The 16,846-nt window shown below is 44.8% G+C and carries 15 protein-coding genes; 9 read left to right on the top strand and 6 right to left on the bottom strand.

The genetic code is table 11. From position 1 onward, the window contains the following. Positions 1–59: 59 nt before the first annotated feature. A complete protein-coding gene (locus tag KOD92_RS13360) occupies positions 60–329 on the bottom strand; it encodes a filamentous hemagglutinin (RefSeq protein WP_215234069.1) in 270 nt (89 codons plus the stop codon). A gap of 149 nt (positions 330–478) precedes the next feature. Here KOD92_RS13360 and KOD92_RS13355 point away from each other — a divergent pair, with 149 nt between their 5' ends. Next, positions 479–1,558: a M48 family metallopeptidase gene (locus KOD92_RS13355; RefSeq protein WP_215234068.1), complete on the top strand. Its 1,080-nt coding sequence runs from the start codon at positions 479–481 to the stop codon at positions 1,556–1,558. A gap of 51 nt (positions 1,559–1,609) precedes the next feature. Beyond that, complete coding sequence (locus KOD92_RS13350; protein WP_215234067.1) at positions 1,610–2,422, top strand: SHOCT domain-containing protein; 813 nt, start codon at positions 1,610–1,612, stop codon at positions 2,420–2,422. Between the two features lie 108 nt (positions 2,423–2,530). Here KOD92_RS13350 and KOD92_RS13345 read toward each other — a convergent pair whose 3' ends face one another. Next, positions 2,531–6,736: a M4 family metallopeptidase gene (locus tag KOD92_RS13345; RefSeq protein ID WP_215234066.1), complete on the bottom strand. Its 4,206-nt coding sequence runs from the start codon at positions 6,734–6,736 to the stop codon at positions 2,531–2,533. Between the two features lie 198 nt (positions 6,737–6,934). Further along, positions 6,935–8,251, bottom strand: coding sequence for an adenosylhomocysteinase (gene ahcY / locus KOD92_RS13340; protein WP_215234065.1), 1,317 nt, complete (start codon positions 8,249–8,251; stop codon positions 6,935–6,937). A gap of 300 nt (positions 8,252–8,551) precedes the next feature. Here ahcY and KOD92_RS13335 point away from each other — a divergent pair, with 300 nt between their 5' ends. Both KOD92_RS13335 and KOD92_RS13330 read left to right on the top strand, forming a co-directional pair. Beyond that, positions 8,552–9,649, top strand: a complete 1,098-nt coding sequence (locus KOD92_RS13335; protein ID WP_215234064.1) for a sensor histidine kinase — start codon at positions 8,552–8,554, stop codon at positions 9,647–9,649. 6 nt (positions 9,650–9,655) lie between these two features. After that, a complete protein-coding gene (locus tag KOD92_RS13330; protein WP_215234063.1) occupies positions 9,656–10,378 on the top strand; it encodes a LytR/AlgR family response regulator transcription factor in 723 nt (240 codons plus the stop codon). A 63-nt stretch (positions 10,379–10,441) separates the two neighbouring features. Here KOD92_RS13330 and KOD92_RS13325 read toward each other — a convergent pair whose 3' ends face one another. Further along, complete coding sequence (locus KOD92_RS13325; RefSeq protein WP_215234062.1) at positions 10,442–10,654, bottom strand: hypothetical protein; 213 nt, start codon at positions 10,652–10,654, stop codon at positions 10,442–10,444. Positions 10,655–10,851: 197 nt separating this feature from the next. On the opposite strand from KOD92_RS13325, the gene KOD92_RS13320 reads away from it, so the two are divergent. The 5 genes from KOD92_RS13320 (at position 10,852) to KOD92_RS13300 (ending at position 14,828) form a co-directional block, all read left to right on the top strand. Further along, a complete protein-coding gene (locus tag KOD92_RS13320; protein ID WP_215234061.1) occupies positions 10,852–12,321 on the top strand; it encodes a PKD domain-containing protein in 1,470 nt (489 codons plus the stop codon). Between the two features lie 67 nt (positions 12,322–12,388). After that, the gene (locus tag KOD92_RS13315) at positions 12,389–12,706 is read left to right on the top strand and encodes a hypothetical protein (protein ID WP_215234060.1); all 318 of its coding nucleotides are present in this window, start codon (positions 12,389–12,391) and stop codon (positions 12,704–12,706) included. Next, entirely contained in the window at positions 12,693–13,172 is a 480-nt protein-coding gene (locus KOD92_RS13310; RefSeq protein WP_215234059.1) for a hypothetical protein, read from the top strand. Before KOD92_RS13315 ends, KOD92_RS13310 begins: the two co-directional genes overlap by 14 nt. 65 nt (positions 13,173–13,237) lie before the next feature. Then, positions 13,238–14,059 (top strand): TapB family protein, encoded by an 822-nt coding sequence (locus tag KOD92_RS13305; RefSeq protein WP_215234058.1) that lies wholly within the window; start codon positions 13,238–13,240, stop codon positions 14,057–14,059. Between the two features lie 13 nt (positions 14,060–14,072). Further along, positions 14,073–14,828, top strand: a complete 756-nt coding sequence (locus KOD92_RS13300) for a carboxypeptidase-like regulatory domain-containing protein (RefSeq protein WP_215234057.1) — start codon at positions 14,073–14,075, stop codon at positions 14,826–14,828. Between the two features lie 666 nt (positions 14,829–15,494). Here KOD92_RS13300 and KOD92_RS13295 read toward each other — a convergent pair. Both KOD92_RS13295 and KOD92_RS13290 read right to left on the bottom strand, forming a co-directional pair. Then, positions 15,495–16,085 carry a carboxymuconolactone decarboxylase family protein gene (locus KOD92_RS13295; protein WP_215234056.1) on the bottom strand — a complete coding sequence of 197 codons (591 nt, stop codon included), beginning with the start codon at positions 16,083–16,085 and terminating at the stop codon, positions 15,495–15,497. Between the two features lie 100 nt (positions 16,086–16,185). Then, positions 16,186–16,737, bottom strand: a complete 552-nt coding sequence (locus tag KOD92_RS13290; protein ID WP_215234055.1) for a peroxiredoxin — start codon at positions 16,735–16,737, stop codon at positions 16,186–16,188. Positions 16,738–16,846: the final 109 nt, after the last annotated feature.

Raw genomic sequence — 16,846 nt, 5'->3', positions numbered from 1 at the left:
AATGAAGGTTCGGGAGTTCCGTGAGAGATATGGCCAAAAAAATGACCTTCGTTGGAAGGTCAGTTGAATGCTGGAATATCTGGTTCGCCGCCTGGCTCTCTGATTGGCTCCACTTCTGGTATCCCCGGCTCGACCGGCGGAATTCCAGGATTTGGTTCGATAGGCGGCGTTTCTGGCTCTCTCTCGAAAGGCGGGGTTTCTTCCGGAACGTCGGGAGATGGTACCTCGGGCCTCGGGTCAAAAGGCGGGGTCTCTGGCAGGCCCGCAGGGTCACCGCCCCCGTTGTTCGGAGCGTCCCAATAGTTAGCTGCCATTTGATAAATATCCATGATCTTGTTGTTGAAGTGTAACTTGACGAAGAGGTTTTTAAAACAATTGTGCCTGATTTGTTGAACCGGGAAAATTAAGCGGACTTAATTCTGGGTTTTTTGCCGATATACTCGATATTAGACTGGCACAGCGACGAATCGACACAACTATGCAAAATTTCAATGTCCGGTACCACGATGGAAAAAGTGCGATTGTAAACGATGCAACACTCACATTGATGCCCGACCACTGGCTGATCCGGTTTACCGGGCCGAACGGAGAGTCGCGGACAGTTCGATGGGAGATAAATCGCATTGTTACTGAGCAGGGTTTTACCAATCTGTGTATTTTCAGGTACCACGATTTTTCCGAACAAACGGTTGAATGCAAGGAGGAAAAGCTTCCTCAGATTCTCAGGGAGAAATATCCGGGAACCACCTTTTTCAAGAAAAAGGTCTCCAATACGATCTTGAAAAGTCCGCTGACACTTGTCGGATTTTTTGTTCTGCTAATCGGATTACTGGTCGGAATATACTTCATCATCCTGCCTTTTGCAGCGGAGAAAATTGCTGCACGTATTCCTCGGTCGATGGAAATCAAGCTGGGTGAAACGTTATATCAAAATGTCATTTCAGGGTATAAAAAGAATGAGCTGCTTTCCCAAAAGGTAAATCATTTTGCCAAAGCGATAGATTTTCAAACTACTTACCCGATCCGGATCTCGGTAGTTAACAAGAAAGAAATAAATGCATTTGCGCTTCCGGGAGGGCATATTGTTGTTTTTGATGAGATTATTAAAAAGATGAAAACAAAAGAGGAACTGGCTGCACTGCTCGCTCACGAAGTTTCTCACGTCCACTATCAGCATTCGCTGAAAAGCATATTTCGCAGTATGGGTGGCTATTTGTTCATATCGCTACTATTCAGCGACGTTTCGGCGATCGTTGCGATGGTAGCCGAAAATTCGAATATGCTGCTTAACCTTACTTACTCCCGCGCATTGGAAACCGAAGCTGATATGAATGCCGGTAAAATTTTCAAGGCACAGGGTATTGGTATGAAAGGATTGGTCGATCTGTTTAAGGTGCTGCAAACCGGCGGGCAGGAAGAAACCAACCGCTTGCTCAGCACACACCCGCTCACCGACGAGCGGATGCGAAATGCAATGGCACTGGCGCGGGAGCAAACCGATATTCGCGACCAGTCGGAACTGCAAAATCGCTGGATAGAACTGAAAGCCACCAAATAAACCGCTCAATGGCACTGTTTTTGTGGTTATCGATAAAAGAAATGACTAACTATGAAAGCGTTAACCAAAGAAGGACAGCAACACATTTCAGAAATTGCTGAAAAATATAATTTAAGAACGGAGTCTGTGGAAAGCCTGCTGAAAGCAGTTATCAATGGCGGCGGGGCAATGGCGCAATTCGATATTGCCGAGCTCGGCGGACAGGGACAATGGATGCGCGGCGGCATGACGATGGTAGGGGATATGTTCAACACTTCGCTGCGCACTACTGTCGACAAGGTCTGCAACGAGGTTTCTAATCTGGTCACTTCCAAGGTTTTGTTCGAAGAATCAGCTGATCTGTCCAACGGATCGCATGGGCAGCGCGACGGTTACCAATCGCAGGGAAGTAATACCTGGCCGTCGGTTTTTGGGAACCCAACTTCAAGCGGCTCGCAAAACAACTTCCGGTACGCCTATTTTTCGCCGGTACACAGACTGGTGATCGACGAGAATGGCAAAAGGACGATTTACGATACCAAGCATCATCTGATCACGGGCGTATCCCAGCAACAGGGTCCGGGCAACTCGCACAGATTCACAAGCCAGGACGGTCCCGTCGACTTGTCCAGCTTGCCTGTCATTTCAGATCGCGGGGACGAATCCTCACCTGGCAGTTCATTGCAGGATAAACCTTCGCAACCAACGCCGGAAATCGCTTACGACGTTACGTCCACGGCCGATTTACGATCGGACCAATCGGCAGCCAGCCCGCAAGATATTATCATTGCCACGATCGAAAGGATCAACGTATTGTTTGAAAGAGGGCAGATCACGGAAGAGGAATTTAAGGCGAAGAAGCAGGAGTTGCTGGCGCGGCTGTAAGAGTTTTCTTGTTCAAAAGGCAACAGCGGCCGGGAGTTTTCCTGGCCGCTGCTGTTTTAATACACATATGGTTTGATAAAAAAATACGGGAAACAGAGCTCAAAGATGTTATGGAGCTTTAATTATAGATAAACTGTATTTGCACGCTTGGGTTAAAACTATAACTTGATAGATCCCTGTCGGCAAGTTTGACACATTCGCAATTATTTTTCCGTTCTGTGATTTAACTTCTTTATCGTCTATGACAATTTGGCCAGCTGAATTCACCACGGTCAAGTGACATACTTCGGTATCTTCAGGGATTTCGAGAGATAAAGTTGTCTGTACGGGATTTGGAAAGAATTTGACGCCGTTTATTTCAGAGGACTTAATCGCAATTATTCGGCTGTAAGCAAATGTATTATCCTTGTCTACCTGCTTCAATCGATAATAATTCAGTTCCTTTGTAAAGCTGCGATCTGTGAAGGAATATTTATTTGTAATTCTTGAACTTCCAATACCTTCCACCTTTGATATTTCATTAAATCCCTTCCCGTCAGTTGATCGTTCAATTATAAAGTAATCATTATTAACTTCTGAGGATGTTTCCCAAAAAAGAACATTCCCCTCATCAGTATTATTTCCCTCGAATTTTGATAAAGTTACCGGCAAAGCTCCACCTGCGGGGGCGTCCGTAAGGCCAAATCCACTAAAACCGCCTTTAAAACTTGCTGTGTACGCAAAGTCGGAGTTTATCATAGTTAGGCTTACAGCCGCGGAGGTACTGTTCGTCAAAGTTGCCTCTGCTACGCTGCCTTCGCTCTTGCCCATCGACTTTATTTTATTGCCATTGAAAGTGACCAATTCCGAGGCTTTGTAGTAGAGGGTAATCTCATAATTTCCGCTCGGATCATTGTTGGTCGGGGTGACTTTGAAAGTCTTGTTGGTTATATTGTACCCGCCAACCCAGGCTGTTTTGTCTACTCCCGCCCGATCGACTTCTACCGAAGTACAGCCGTAATCGTGGGTGGTGAGGTTTTTGACTTTGGCTATAACGTCGCCGGATTGCGGGTCGCGAAAGTAGATGGTTGAGTTTGGGCCGAGGTATTGGGAGTCGGGGATTGTAGATACTGAGCTTTGGATGCCTGGTTTATAAGTCGCCGTTACTTGAACATTGTCGATCATCCACCAGTAGTCGAAGTTGGCAATATATCTAAATCGTATTTTCATTGCGGGATTAGCATATGCGATTGGAATAGATATATTGATGTTGGATGGCAATTTCCAATATCCTAATGTTCCGGAAGCTTGGTCTTGTGTGAGAAGATTATGCCAGGATGCTCCGTCCCAAACCTCTACAAGTGCCTGTTCAAGAAAGTCGTTGGGAGAGATTTCCAGGTATTGCGAAAAAGAAAGAGTTATCGATGTCATTTCAATTGAGTTGAAGGCAGCCGTTTCTACATTCCGATCCGTAACGATATTCCAGTCCGTACTAGACACAGCAAGCATCGGAGGGCCAGCAGGATATATTGAATACTGAGGCCCCCAGTCAACTATACCCCATATTTCCGGGTATCCATTACAACATCCCGAAGCCTTCCATCCGGCGGGAAGCAAATGACTATCAAAATTTTCGGAAATTATGATGCTTTGTATAGTTCCTGGTACTATATCATCATCTGCAATTGTCAAGATATGCTGTTGGTTAAAGCTTTCCGGTATAGCATTGCCGCCTTCTGGACTAGATATGGTATAACTTAGAATGATTGATTCATTTCCCTCAACATAAGCGTCATTATAAATTCTCACAAGGACATCTTTTGATAATTCGCCGGCCTGTAATACGAACGAATCGGGTGTGACACTGTAATCTGCTGTGACCCCTTTAATTGCGGTTCCACTCGGGGCATTAAATGTTACGGTTACGGGCTGTGAGGGGGCTTTGTTGACTCTGACAGTAATTGCCTTTTCAAAGAAAGGTAAACACGTATTAAGTTCGGAGTTAGAAATATTGGCTTCTCCTTCATTGACGTATGAGCTGGTTTCTGCAAATTGAACAGATGGAATTGTACAGGAATAAACGCGAATATCGTCGACAAACCATCCATCCCAGCCATCGCACCCGTCAGTATGTACCTCCCATTGAAGTTGAATGGATTGGCCGGCAGTTAGTCCAAGAGTACTCAGATTGATCCTGCTTTGGCCCCAATCTGAGGTTACAGACCCCTCGTTCCCATAAGAAAATACTTCCTGTCCTGTAATCCACAGCGACATATTGTATCCGTTATCAATGAACGCCGACTTTGGGATAGTTTGCCATGCCCCTGCGCCAATTTTGTAACTAACAATTCCTCCGTCCCAACCCGGCTCGAGGGATACGTAGTGATCAAATGCAAGTAGAAATGGACCAACAGCTTCTGCCGGGATATCGATCTCGGGACTAGTAATTCTGGTTGCCCCTCTTTGGAAATTATTCTTGCAATTACTGTTAATATTCCTCAAAAAAATAACTTTACCATTTTTCCCGTCGGGGGGGGTATTTGTTATCTTCCAAAGATTTGAGGTCCAACCTCCATATGCACTGGCAGTGCTGAGTGTCCATGCCCCGATCCCATTTTCAAATCCTTCGTAGAAGAAGGCATTTTCAGGTAGGGCACCGCTGCAAAGCTCGTCCACTTGTTTAAATAATGTTTCGAAGCCGCATCCATTTTGAGCTCGCATTTCCACGGCAGCAATTACATTAGACAATTCCACTAGATCTGTTGCAGTAATTTTGATACCTGAAAGACCACCGCTAGCAAGCTCTGTTGAAAGTTTAGGTAGATCAATATCGATCAGTTCAGTTGCAGAGGCTTCTAAGATATCTGCCTGCGCTGCAAAATTTGTTGTCGCAATCAGGTAGCTTTCCTGGGCATGCCAGAAAATATGAGCTGCTTTGGTCAAGCCAAGACCCTGAATAATCTGTCCATTGTAAACACCCCCATCAACCAATAATGCGTAAGCGTGATTCAATATTCCGGAATTGACATGTACTCCGCCTGCATCCTCATCACTACACCAAAATTGAGAATCCGAAACTTTACCAGGATCACCACTACAAGTAGGATCCCACATATCTCGTATTACTCCACCAAATGCATTAGCCTGCTCACCAATTTGCCATTTTTGTGAGCTTGCACAAGCGTTCCGCAGCAAATTACTTTCGGCGTTATCAAAGTAGGTATTCAGTTGATCAACTGTTTCTCCCCAGATGTCTGAATACGCTTCATTAATGGCTCCTGCTTGCCAGGCATATATCAGTCCGCTCGTATACTCTGTATAAGCATGTGCCCATTCATGAGCTACCACATCGTCAGCAGCAACATCTGTGCAGAAATTAGCCGTTACACCATTCCAATTAGCATTTGGACAATTAATAGTCGGATTGTTGTGAACAGTGACCATCGATGCACCGGCGCCGTTGTAAGAATTATAGCCAAACGAATTCTTCATCAAATTATAAATGTGCCCTGCCACATCAATCTCTGATTTTTGCCATTGATCCAATGCATTGTATTTCGCGCCACCAATTCCATCTGTTTCTTTCCATTTCAAATTAGGATCCGAAACAGAGATTTCATAAAGCTTCCTGTCAATGCTGTGCATTCCAGTGAACTGCTCAACCAATTTCTTTGTGTGCGCATCTATGAAAAGAAATTCTCTCACATCCGCATCATTACGCACTTCAACTTCATAAACCAGACTTAGAGGCCCCTTATAACCTTGCGCTAAACCTTTCTGAAATACAAATAGTGTAGTTTTATTAATCTTCAACGGTGCAGTAAACTTGCCCATTTTCTGTCCGGTGACCAGCTTGACAGCAGTCTGCCTGGCTTCCTCCGCTGATATGGATGGGGTTACATCTAATCTGTCAGCAATGATGAAATTGCCATTCAGGGACGTTAAATCGCCATTTTTATCAAAATGGAATTTCAAAACACCATCATAAACGGGTACCCGGTCATGGAATTGCTGCAATACAACATGGTCGAGTCCATAATTATCTCTTTTAGACTCTTTGACCTTATAGGAACCCTCAACAGGGTTTATCTCAAATAAAGTCGAATACTTCGTAAGGAAAAACAAAGCCTTTTGTTCAGGCGTAGCGCCTTCGAGATTCAGCGCCTTTCCAATTGGAAACCTTAGATAGTTGAGGGAGTTGGTGGCTTTGTCTGTTGTCGCAATGGCGCCTGTCTGACTAATAAATGCTTCTATGTCTCTTTGTTTGCTATTTTGAGCAGAAGCGAATTGAAGGCAAAACAACAAGAATGGAATGAGAAGGATAGGGTGTTTCATGGTAGGCTATCTAAATGGTTTATAGAAGCATTTACCAGGGAATATCCCTAATCTTTATTATTTAGGGGGAAGCAATTAGTAAGTGGATCATTACAATAATTAGCCGGTATATTGATTACTTTGGTGATATTAAATAACACAAAACAAAAGCCCCCGCTACAAATGCAGCGAGGGCTTTAAACTGAACCTTAACTAATATTAATATCTGTAAGTCTCTGCTTTGTATGGGCCTTCCAGGGAAACGCCGATGTAGGCAGCTTGTTCGTCTGAAAGTCTTTCCAACTTCGCGCCTACGTGGGCAAGGTGGAATGCAGCAACTTTTTCGTCCAGTGCTTTTGGAAGTACGTATACTTTTTTCTCGTAAGCAGCTGTGTTGGTCCAAAGTTCGATCTGAGCCAAAGTCTGGTTAGAGAATGAGCAGGACATTACAAATGAAGGGTGTCCCATTGCGCATCCAAGGTTAACCAAACGACCTTCCGCAAGGATGATAATGTCTTTTCCTTCAACAGAATAGATATCAACCTGTGGTTTGATCTGAGATTTTGTATTACCGTAAGAGCTGTTCAACCAAGCCATATCGATTTCGTTATCGAAGTGACCGATGTTACAAACTACGGCTTTGTCACGCATTGCAAGGAAGTGACGATCTGTGATGATCTTGTAGTTTCCGGTTGCAGTAACGAAAATGTTCGCACGCGTTGCAGCTTCGTCCATTGTTACTACTTCAAAACCGTCCATTGCAGCTTGAAGCGCACAAATCGGGTCAATTTCAGTAACCAATACACGGCAGCCTGCACCACGAAGTGACTCCGCAGAACCTTTACCTACATCACCGTAACCAGCTACAACAGCTACTTTACCGGCAAGCATCAAGTCAGTTGCGCGACGGATTGAATCTACCAATGATTCGCGGCAACCGTATTTGTTATCGAATTTAGATTTCGTAACTGAGTCATTTACATTAATTGCAGGCAAATGAAGCGTTCCGTTTTTCAGGCGGTCGTACAAACGAAGTACACCTGTTGTAGTTTCTTCTGAAAGTCCTTTGATACCAGCGATCAGCTCAGGATATTCGTCGAAAACCATATTGGTAAGGTCACCGCCGTCATCAAGGATCATATTCAAAGGCTTACGATCTTCTCCGAAGAACAACGTTTGCTCAATGCACCAGTTGAATTCTTCTTCGTTCATTCCTTTCCACGCGTAAACCGGGATACCTGCTGCTGCGATAGCCGCCGCTGCGTGATCCTGCGTAGAGAAGATGTTACATGAAGACCAGGTAACTTCTGCACCCAAAGCCGTCAAAGTTTCGATCAGAACCGCAGTCTGGATCGTCATGTGCAGACAGCCTGCCACGCGGGCACCTGCCAATGGTTGTGACGGACCGTATTCTGCGCGGATCGACATCAAACCTGGCATTTCAGCTTCTGCCAATGTAATTTCTTTGCGTCCCCACTCAGCCAGTGAGATGTCTTTCACCTTGTAAGGAATGTACGTTTCTGTTGACGTTGCCATTATCTGGTTATGTTAATTGAAAATCTATTGGAAGCCACAAAATTAAATATAAATACCACCGGAATGAACTTTGGTAGATGATAATTGTCGTTTTGAGTCGGAATTTGGATTTTTTATCTGTTTGAAGCTCTTATAGTTGTGCATCGTGGAAATATCAGCCGCGTTGGGCAGGTCAGAAAGATATTTTGTCTGCCTTGGGGTAAATGACTTAAATCGCTGCCGTTTGTCGATAATTTCCCGGCGTATGTCGACCCTCGTTTTTGCCAAAATGTTTGGATTATGAATTAATTATATTTGTACATGCGCCCAAACGTCCCGATACTTTCTGATCCGGTCAATAAAAGAATTTTTTTGCACGTAATGTTCTGGCTGGCTATACTAGTAGTCCTGACATTTATTTACGGGGCGGGAATGCCGGATTACTGGTTGACGATAGGTATCGTGGGGATGTTTCTGCCTATTCACATCCTATATTTTTACTGCATTGCCTACGTACTGATCCCCCGATTTTTTAACCGAAAGAAATACCTCGCTTTCAGTTTGTGTATGATTTTGTGCGTCATCGTTTCGACGCTCCTTTTCCGGCTCATGGAAATTCTCGTCGCCGACCCGATCATATTCGCGGTAGTGAAAAAGAATGACCCGACTTTCGACTGGATCAAATTGCACGGCACGTTTACCGAGCAGCTTTTCAAGCCGGTATATCTCATCAGCGCATTTGAGCAGACCAATATTTTCGTCTGGATCGCATTATCCATTAAATTTTTCAAGATGTGGTTCGAAAGAAGGCAGGCTGCTATTGAAGCAGAGCTTAACTTTCTCAAAGGGCAGTTGCACCCCCATTTTCTTTTTAATACCCTCAATAATCTTTACGCACTGACACTTACCCAATCCCCTCAATCGCCTGCTGTGGTGATGGGGCTCGCGGAGATATTGCGTTATATGTTGTACGAGGCAAATACCGATGTGGTAGAACTGGAAAGGGATATTCGCATCGTGGAGAGTTATATCAAGCTTGAAAAGATCAGGTATGAGGAGCGCCTGGACATTAATTTCAGCATCAACGGACTTGTGCCCGGACAGAAAATAGCACCTTTATTGATACTTCCGCTGGTCGAAAACGCATTCAAGCACGGAGCAAGTGAGCAGATAGGGCAGGCGTGGATTAATATCGACCTGCGGATTAAAAACAATATCCTTAAATTTAAAATCTCGAACAGCAAACCGGAGGATACCATTAAGGAAGACAAAAAACACCACGTGAGCATCGGTCTGGCCAACGTGAGGAAACGAATGGATATTTTGTATCCATCTGCTTATCAGCTGCGTATCCTGGAAGAGGAAGATGTATTCGCCGTCATCCTCGAAATTGAACTCGACAAGCGTCTTGAACTCTGAACCGCCATGAAGATAACCACGATCCTGGTAGACGATGAGCCGCATGCGATTGAAGTGCTGGATAATTATCTGGCTAATTTCAATGAAATAGAGATTGTTGCACGCTGCCAGGATGCTATTCAGGCTTTCCAGGTTTTGCAGCAGCAGAAGGTGGATCTGATGTTTCTGGATGTAAAAATGCCGGGGCTGAAAGGTACCGATTTGCTGAGAAGTCTGAAAAATCCACCCAAAGTCATTTTTACCACCGCCTACCAGGATTACGCAGTGGAAGGTTTTGACCTGAATGCGGTCGATTACCTGCTGAAACCTATTCCGTTCGAGCGATTCCTGCGCGCGATCGATAAGGTTTTTACGGGCTTGAATATGAGTAACCAATCTGTGTCGGTTGCGGAGAAAAACCTCGTCAGCAATAAGGATATTTACCTCTACCTGAAAGTCGACCGGAAAATGGTGAAGGTGAATGTGAACGACATTTACTGGATCGAAAGTCTGCGCGATTATATTAAGGTTGTTTTAAAAGATAAGGTGCTGATCTCCAAGCAAAAGATCAGTTTGCTGGAAGAGCTGCTTCCCGAGGATAGCTTCATCCGCATTCACCGTTCATTCATTGTTTCGGTGGAAAAAGTAGAAAGCTATCATTCCCACAAGATCGAGATCGAAGGCAAAGAACTCCCCATCGGCCGCAATTTCAGAAATGACTGCCAGCGCCGCTTCAAATTAATTTTCTAATTATTATCTATTTGTCTATATCTATTTATCTAGATCTATTTATCTAGATCTATTTATCTAGATCTATTTATCTAGATCTATTATTGATCTATATCTATTTATCCCCGGGCTGAAGCCCAGGGCAATTGATTTTCCTTCTTCTTCATCCCCGGGCTGAAGCCTAGGGCAATTGATTTTCTTTTTCTTTATCCCCGGGCTGAAGCCCAGGGCAATTGATTTTTTTTCTTCTTCATCCCCGGGCTGAGGCCCAGGGCAATTGATTTTTTTCTTCTTCATCCCAGGGCTGAAGCCCAGGGCAATTGATTTTCCTTCCTCCCTTTCCTCCCTTCCCCCTTACAAACGCCATTCGTCGACAAACGAAGTTGTTGATCGACAGTCGCCCGCGAGCCTTCTCTTACCTCGCTTTTTCAACTTAAAATTGCAGCGCCATTAAAAGATGGTTGAAACAATTTCAAGTTAATAGCCAGTTAGCCATGTTGAAAAGTAAAAGAATCCTGCTCGCAGTCCTTTCTGTGGGACTGCTGATTGCGGGATGTAAAGACAAGGAAGATGTGAAACCTGCCGCATCCCTCACCGCCCGCGCAGGCGCCGATCAGAATGTGAAAGTCGGAGATGTAGTGACACTCGACGGAAGCGGTTCTACGGATTCGGAAAACAAAACGTTTACGTACAGCTGGACATTTTCAAAAAAGCCGGCAGGAAGTACGGTAGCGCTGGCCAAACCAGCCGAAAGCAAAACAACCTTCACGCCCGACCTGCCCGGGGACTACGAGGTTGAAATCAAGATCAGTAACGAGCATGGACAAAGTACCGACAAGGTGGTTGTGACCGCTACCATGATCGAACCGATCGTTCTCGAAGTGAATATCAAGGACAAAAAAGTGCTGGAAGACCGGGTCGCCAATCCGGATATACCAGATTACATTGTCAATGCAAACGTTCAGGTGAATTCTGAGCTGACGATCAAACCAGGGGTGGTAATCGCTTTTGCCCGGGATACAAGGATAGAAGTGAATGATACGGGAGGTGTCCTGCTGGCAAAAGGCGATTCGGCCAAACCGATCAGGCTGATCGGTAAAGAAACCAGCAAGGGATTCTGGGGTGGAATTGTTTTCAGATCTGCCAACGGAGCCAATGAACTGGAATATGTCGAGGTCTCCCATGCAGGCAGTAAGCCGCTGATCAATACCATAAAAGCAGGTATGGCGATAATAGGATCGTCGCGGGCCAATATCAGCATTAAGCACTGCTTGTTCCAGAAAAATGACGGTTACGGACTGTTTATTGAAGAAAGGGTCGTATTGACGGGCTTCGAAAAAAACACATTCAGCGAAAATACAGAGGCCGGGATCCGGCTCAATGCGGACAATGTCGCCGAGCTTGATGCCAACTCCATATTTTCAAAAGCAAATGGGCGGAATATTGTCGAGATCTATGCTTCCACACTTTCGAAAAACTTGAATACCGAAATAATCTGGGCTGGTTTTAAAGACAAAACTCCCTACCGGATCCTGGAAGGACTGGGTTCAGACGCCAACTGGAAACTGATGCCCGGCGTGATATTGGAAATGGGCCGCGGTGCGAGGTTGTCGATCGACGATGGTTACTTTAATGCCAAAGGCACTGCTGATTCCAAGATTATCATTAAGCCAGCCGAAAATGAACGCGCATATTGGAGGGGAATGATCTGCTATTCGCAAAACACAAAGAACCTGATGGAGCACGTGGATTTTTACGGCGGAGGAAGTATTGCACTTGTTTCGGGTAAAAAGACAAATATCGCAATCTATGGGGGCGGTGCGCGGATGGAGATCCGGAATTCCCGGATCGCGGGCAGCGGCGGCTACGGCATTTACGTGAATTACCAGGCGACTGTGAATGAAGATATTGAAACTGCAAATGTGTTTGCCGACAATGTAGAGGCTAAGTTGTTGCAGGAATAGCCGAATGGACGATCTTCTGATCCTCCTTATCGACTAAATCAACTCATAATCAAGACTTGATCCAGCGATGCAAGACACAGGGATTATGCTTCTGGCAGTGATTTTAGCTATTACAAGTTTGCAAATAGACAACAGCAGAGAAAGGTCTTCAAGTCAGCCGCTACCAGAAAGAGGATTTTGGGTAACTGAAATATCACCGGAGAGGGAGGTAACGATTGTGCGCTATTATGCGACGAGTATTGATCTCGTATCAGAAAAAACAGAGAAGGGGAAACTGAATATTAAAAAACGGTCGACCCGAAGATACCTTAACAAAAAACTGAGCGAGGAACTTGCAAAAGACTCGCTCAGCCAATCCATACCAAAACTTTATGAAATCAACTGAGCTGGTTCCTTTTATCAGGATCATCGGAATAGTGCTCTATTTTTTCATTGCAGCGCAGGGCGCATTCTATCATTTTGGGTTCGGTAAGGCGCTTTACCAGATCCCGTCGGAACATTTCATTGAGCTTCGTAAAGTGGTCGATCCGGTGGTCAGAAGCAAGTTCAAAGTGCTGTATCTCTCGGCGCTCGCGGTGATGTTTTTATGGTTTTTGCTTTCGGATAAAACTGCGGGGTTTTGGTCCTATGGCTTTGTACTGATCGCATTTGTGCTGTTGATCGCCGATATGGTGCTGATACTGAAATTTAGTGAGCCGGTCAACGAGCTGATCAACAGTGACCTTTTGAATACCGAAAAAGAGTACACTAATGCAAGGTCCGAGTGGCTGAAATTCATCCTCATCCGAGGATACCTGTCACTGGCAGGCTTCTCAATGCTGATCGTCCACCTGGCATTTAAGCCGCGCTGACAATCCAAATCTCAGGCGTATAGTAGTCAGGGTTAAAGTTTGTTATTGCTTAAAATCCGCATGTCATGAAACAAATAACTGATTCATTGTCAAACCTATATAAGATCAAAGGTTTGTACTTATTCCTTTTCGCAGCGATGTTACTGGTCGCTTGTGATACTGAAAAAGCGGTGCTTCCGGATGAGCATAACGACGTGCCCGATCTGTCGGCCATTATTCCGGCCAAAGACCAGCGTTTCACGTATAAACTTGTGGATAGCGATGGTGCGGAGACGCGGCTGGTAACGCGCGTTACAGCAGTGAACGATTCAGCTGGGATCGATGTGTTTAGTATAGAAAATAACTTTCAGTACGAAGAAGGCCCGCTGGTTTTGAAATACAAAGCTTTCAGTAAAAGCGGATTGACGACGAACGAAATCTCTACTTCGGCAGGTCTCAATGCAATGATCGAATTTGTTAAAGGGTTTGCGACCATCAAAAGCTCCGAACTGACTGGTTTCCCTCAGCGGCAGATTTTTGACAACAAAGGGACGGTAGATAGCAAAGTGACTTTCAGTAAAGACCCAATCCGGCAATATATGCAGCTCGAAATCCCTACCGAGGATGGGATAGTTGCTGCCGGGATCCGGAATGTAGTTACCTATCACGACGGAGAAGTGATTAAAGAAGAAAGCATTACTACGCCCGCCGGAACGTTCAAATGCAGCAAATGGGAATATAGCTACGATCTTAAAACTACCCTTACCTCTGAGCGTTTCCCTCCAGAGGAAACGGCAGTTGTGTACACGGTGCACCTGTGGACAGCCCCGGGTATCGGTATCGTGAAATCAATTGAGGCCTCAGGGAAAGATGTGACGAAGACAGAATTACAAAAAATAGACAAGTAACACTGCCATTCAAATGAAAAAGTCCAAACTGATTTTATACCTGGCAGGATTGATCTTGCTTGGGAATGCGTGCACAAACGATAAAAATCCGTCCCCCGACGAAGTGCGACCTGAGGAAGGTTACATCACCGGGAAAGTTACCAATACCGACGGAACTCCGTTGAAAGGCGCCAAGATCGTTGCAGATAACACGATGATCTACGCTTCTTACTCGCTCGGTACTTCGGATGAAAATGGGAATTACAAGATCCAGCTTCCCAAAGTAGGTACTTTTATGACTTCTGCTCAGATTGTAAAGGAGTATAACGGTCAGCGGTACGAGCTGGACCTGGACCCGGACAAGTACGAGGAGCTAAGTATTGATGGAGGTGTGAGGAATTTTAAATTTAAACTAACCGGCCCGCGCCCCGAAGGAGTAGGGCATTACGGCGCGACTATCGAAGTTAATAAGGCGATCATGACCGCGATCCAGGATTCGGAGAATATTGAATTCACACTGCAACCGGTCGGTAACCTGATCGATGGTTCGAAGGGAAAGACGCTGAAACTGAAACACGGCGCGCCTTTCAGTCAGGATTACGGCCGGATCGTCGATGTTCCACTTGGAAGATATGTGATGACAGCTTATTATAATGGAGATGAAGGTAAAATGCCGCTTAAACTGCGAAAGCATTTTTCGGAAGATGATTATGTAAGCGAGCTCACCATCGATTTTGAGCCGTCGAATATGTGGGGGAGAAATATTGCTATTATCAGCTATTCGGAATGAAATCAATTGATCAGATTAATAACTGATCAGATATTAATGAATCAAATACTAAATCGATCAAAATATCTGATCAATATCAATAACTAAATATCTCAAAGGTCCCCGGGCTGAAGCCCGGGGCAATTGATTTTTCTTTTTGGCTTTGCCAAATTCGTGATGTAGGGAGACTGAAAGTCTCCAAAAATCAATTGCCGGGGACTTCAGTCCCCGGAACAAAGATTAATATTTAGGCGAAGCCAAATTCGAGCTAGCAGAGACTGAAAGTCTCCAAAAATCAATTGCCGGGGACTTCAGTCCCCGGAACAAAGAATATAATATTTAGGCGAAGCCAAATTTGAGCTAGCAGAGACTGAAAGTCTCCAAATCAATTGCCGGGGACTTCAGTCCCCGGAACAAGATTATAATATTTAGGCGAAGCCAAATTTGAGCCAGCAGAGACTGAAAGTCTCCAAAATCAATTGCCGGGGACTTCAGTCCCCGGAACAAAGAATAATATTTAGGCGAAGCCAGATTTGAGCTGCAGAGATTGAAAGTCTCCAAAAATCAATTGCCGGGGACTTCAGTCCCCGGAACAAAGAATAATATTTTGGCAAAGCCAAATTTGAGCTAGCAGAGACTGAAAGTCTCCAAAATCAATTGCCGGGGACTTCAGTCCCGGAACAAGGATTATAAGAGGACTGAGAAGCTTTTGAAGATGGCGCCGACTCTTACTGCGTCGAATATGCGGGCTTGAGTGCCGCCGTGGTTCAATACAGATTGTTCGTGAGAAGTTACACACATTTCGCAACCATTCAGGGCGGAAACTACCAGACTCAGCAATTCAAAAAACTCTTTGCCCAAAACCGGATTCACCATAATGCTCATCTTGATTCCGGCAGGTGCATTGTCATAAAACTCCTTGTGCATGAAGTGTCTGAAACGGTAGAACACATTATTTGCATTCATCAAAGAAACGCAGGCCGTGACTTCTGCAATCTCTTTGTCCTCAGCTCCTTCGGTCTTGAGAAGTTCTTCTAAAGCCGATATCAATGCACTATTCTTTTCATTAACTGCAACCGAAAGAGCGATGAGAAGCGCTTCTTTACGGCTCAATGTGCCGGATTTCAATGCATTACTCACATTTACTTTCAAGTCTTTCAAATAGCGGTGATCCAGCGCAGCTAGTTTGCTTATCAGCACGCTTTCAAACTCTGCGGGGAGATTTACCTCCTTATAAAGGGAATCTTTGGTATTCCCTGTTGCTGCAAATGGGTACATGTAGGAAAGTTTGAGTGAAGAGTAGGAATAAGTTAAAAGTTCATGAGTTCAGAGTCGCCCTATGTAGCACTCATAAACTCATAAACTTTTAACACCTCAGTTATGCAAGCGTAGCCTCGCCTTTTTGCCAGTTGCAAGGGCAAAGTTCGTCAGTTTGCAAAGCATCCAAAACACGGATCACCTCGCCAACGTTACGGCCAACTGAAAGGTCGTTAACACTTACCCAGCGAATAATTCCTTGTGGATCAACGATGTAAGTTACGCGGTAAGCGATTTTCTCGTTTTCTTCAAGGATACCAAGTTCTTCTGCAAGAGACTTGGAAGTGTCCGCCAGCATAGGGAATTGCAGATCACGCAGATCGTCGTGGTTTTTTCTCCATGCAAGGTGAACGTACTCGCTGTCAGTGGAAGCGCCGATCAGGATCGTGTCGCGATCAGCGAAGTCGCCTACGTGCTTTCCAAATTCAGCGATCTCGGTTGGGCAAACAAAAGTGAAGTCTTTTGGCCACCAGAACATCACCATCCACTTGTCAGCGTTTTTGTGATCTTCCGAGGTAATATCGTAGAATTCATTTCCTTTTTCAAGAGATACTACCGAAGTTTTTTTGAATTCAGGGAATGCAGATCCCACTGATAACAGTCTATTTGCCATAATTAATTGCGTGATTGTAAATTGTATTTTTTAGTGTTACAAACTTACAACCGCCCGCCCGGCAAGTCAAGAATCGGCCTTGTACTATCTCAGGAAAGAGTTGTTAAAA

The sequence above is a fragment of the Dyadobacter linearis genome, from assembly GCF_907165045.1.
In the GTDB taxonomy this organism is placed as follows: domain Bacteria; phylum Bacteroidota; class Bacteroidia; order Cytophagales; family Spirosomataceae; genus Dyadobacter; species Dyadobacter linearis.
Note: the sequence above shows the minus strand (reverse complement) of the source record. Positions and strands in the feature narration are given on the sequence as shown.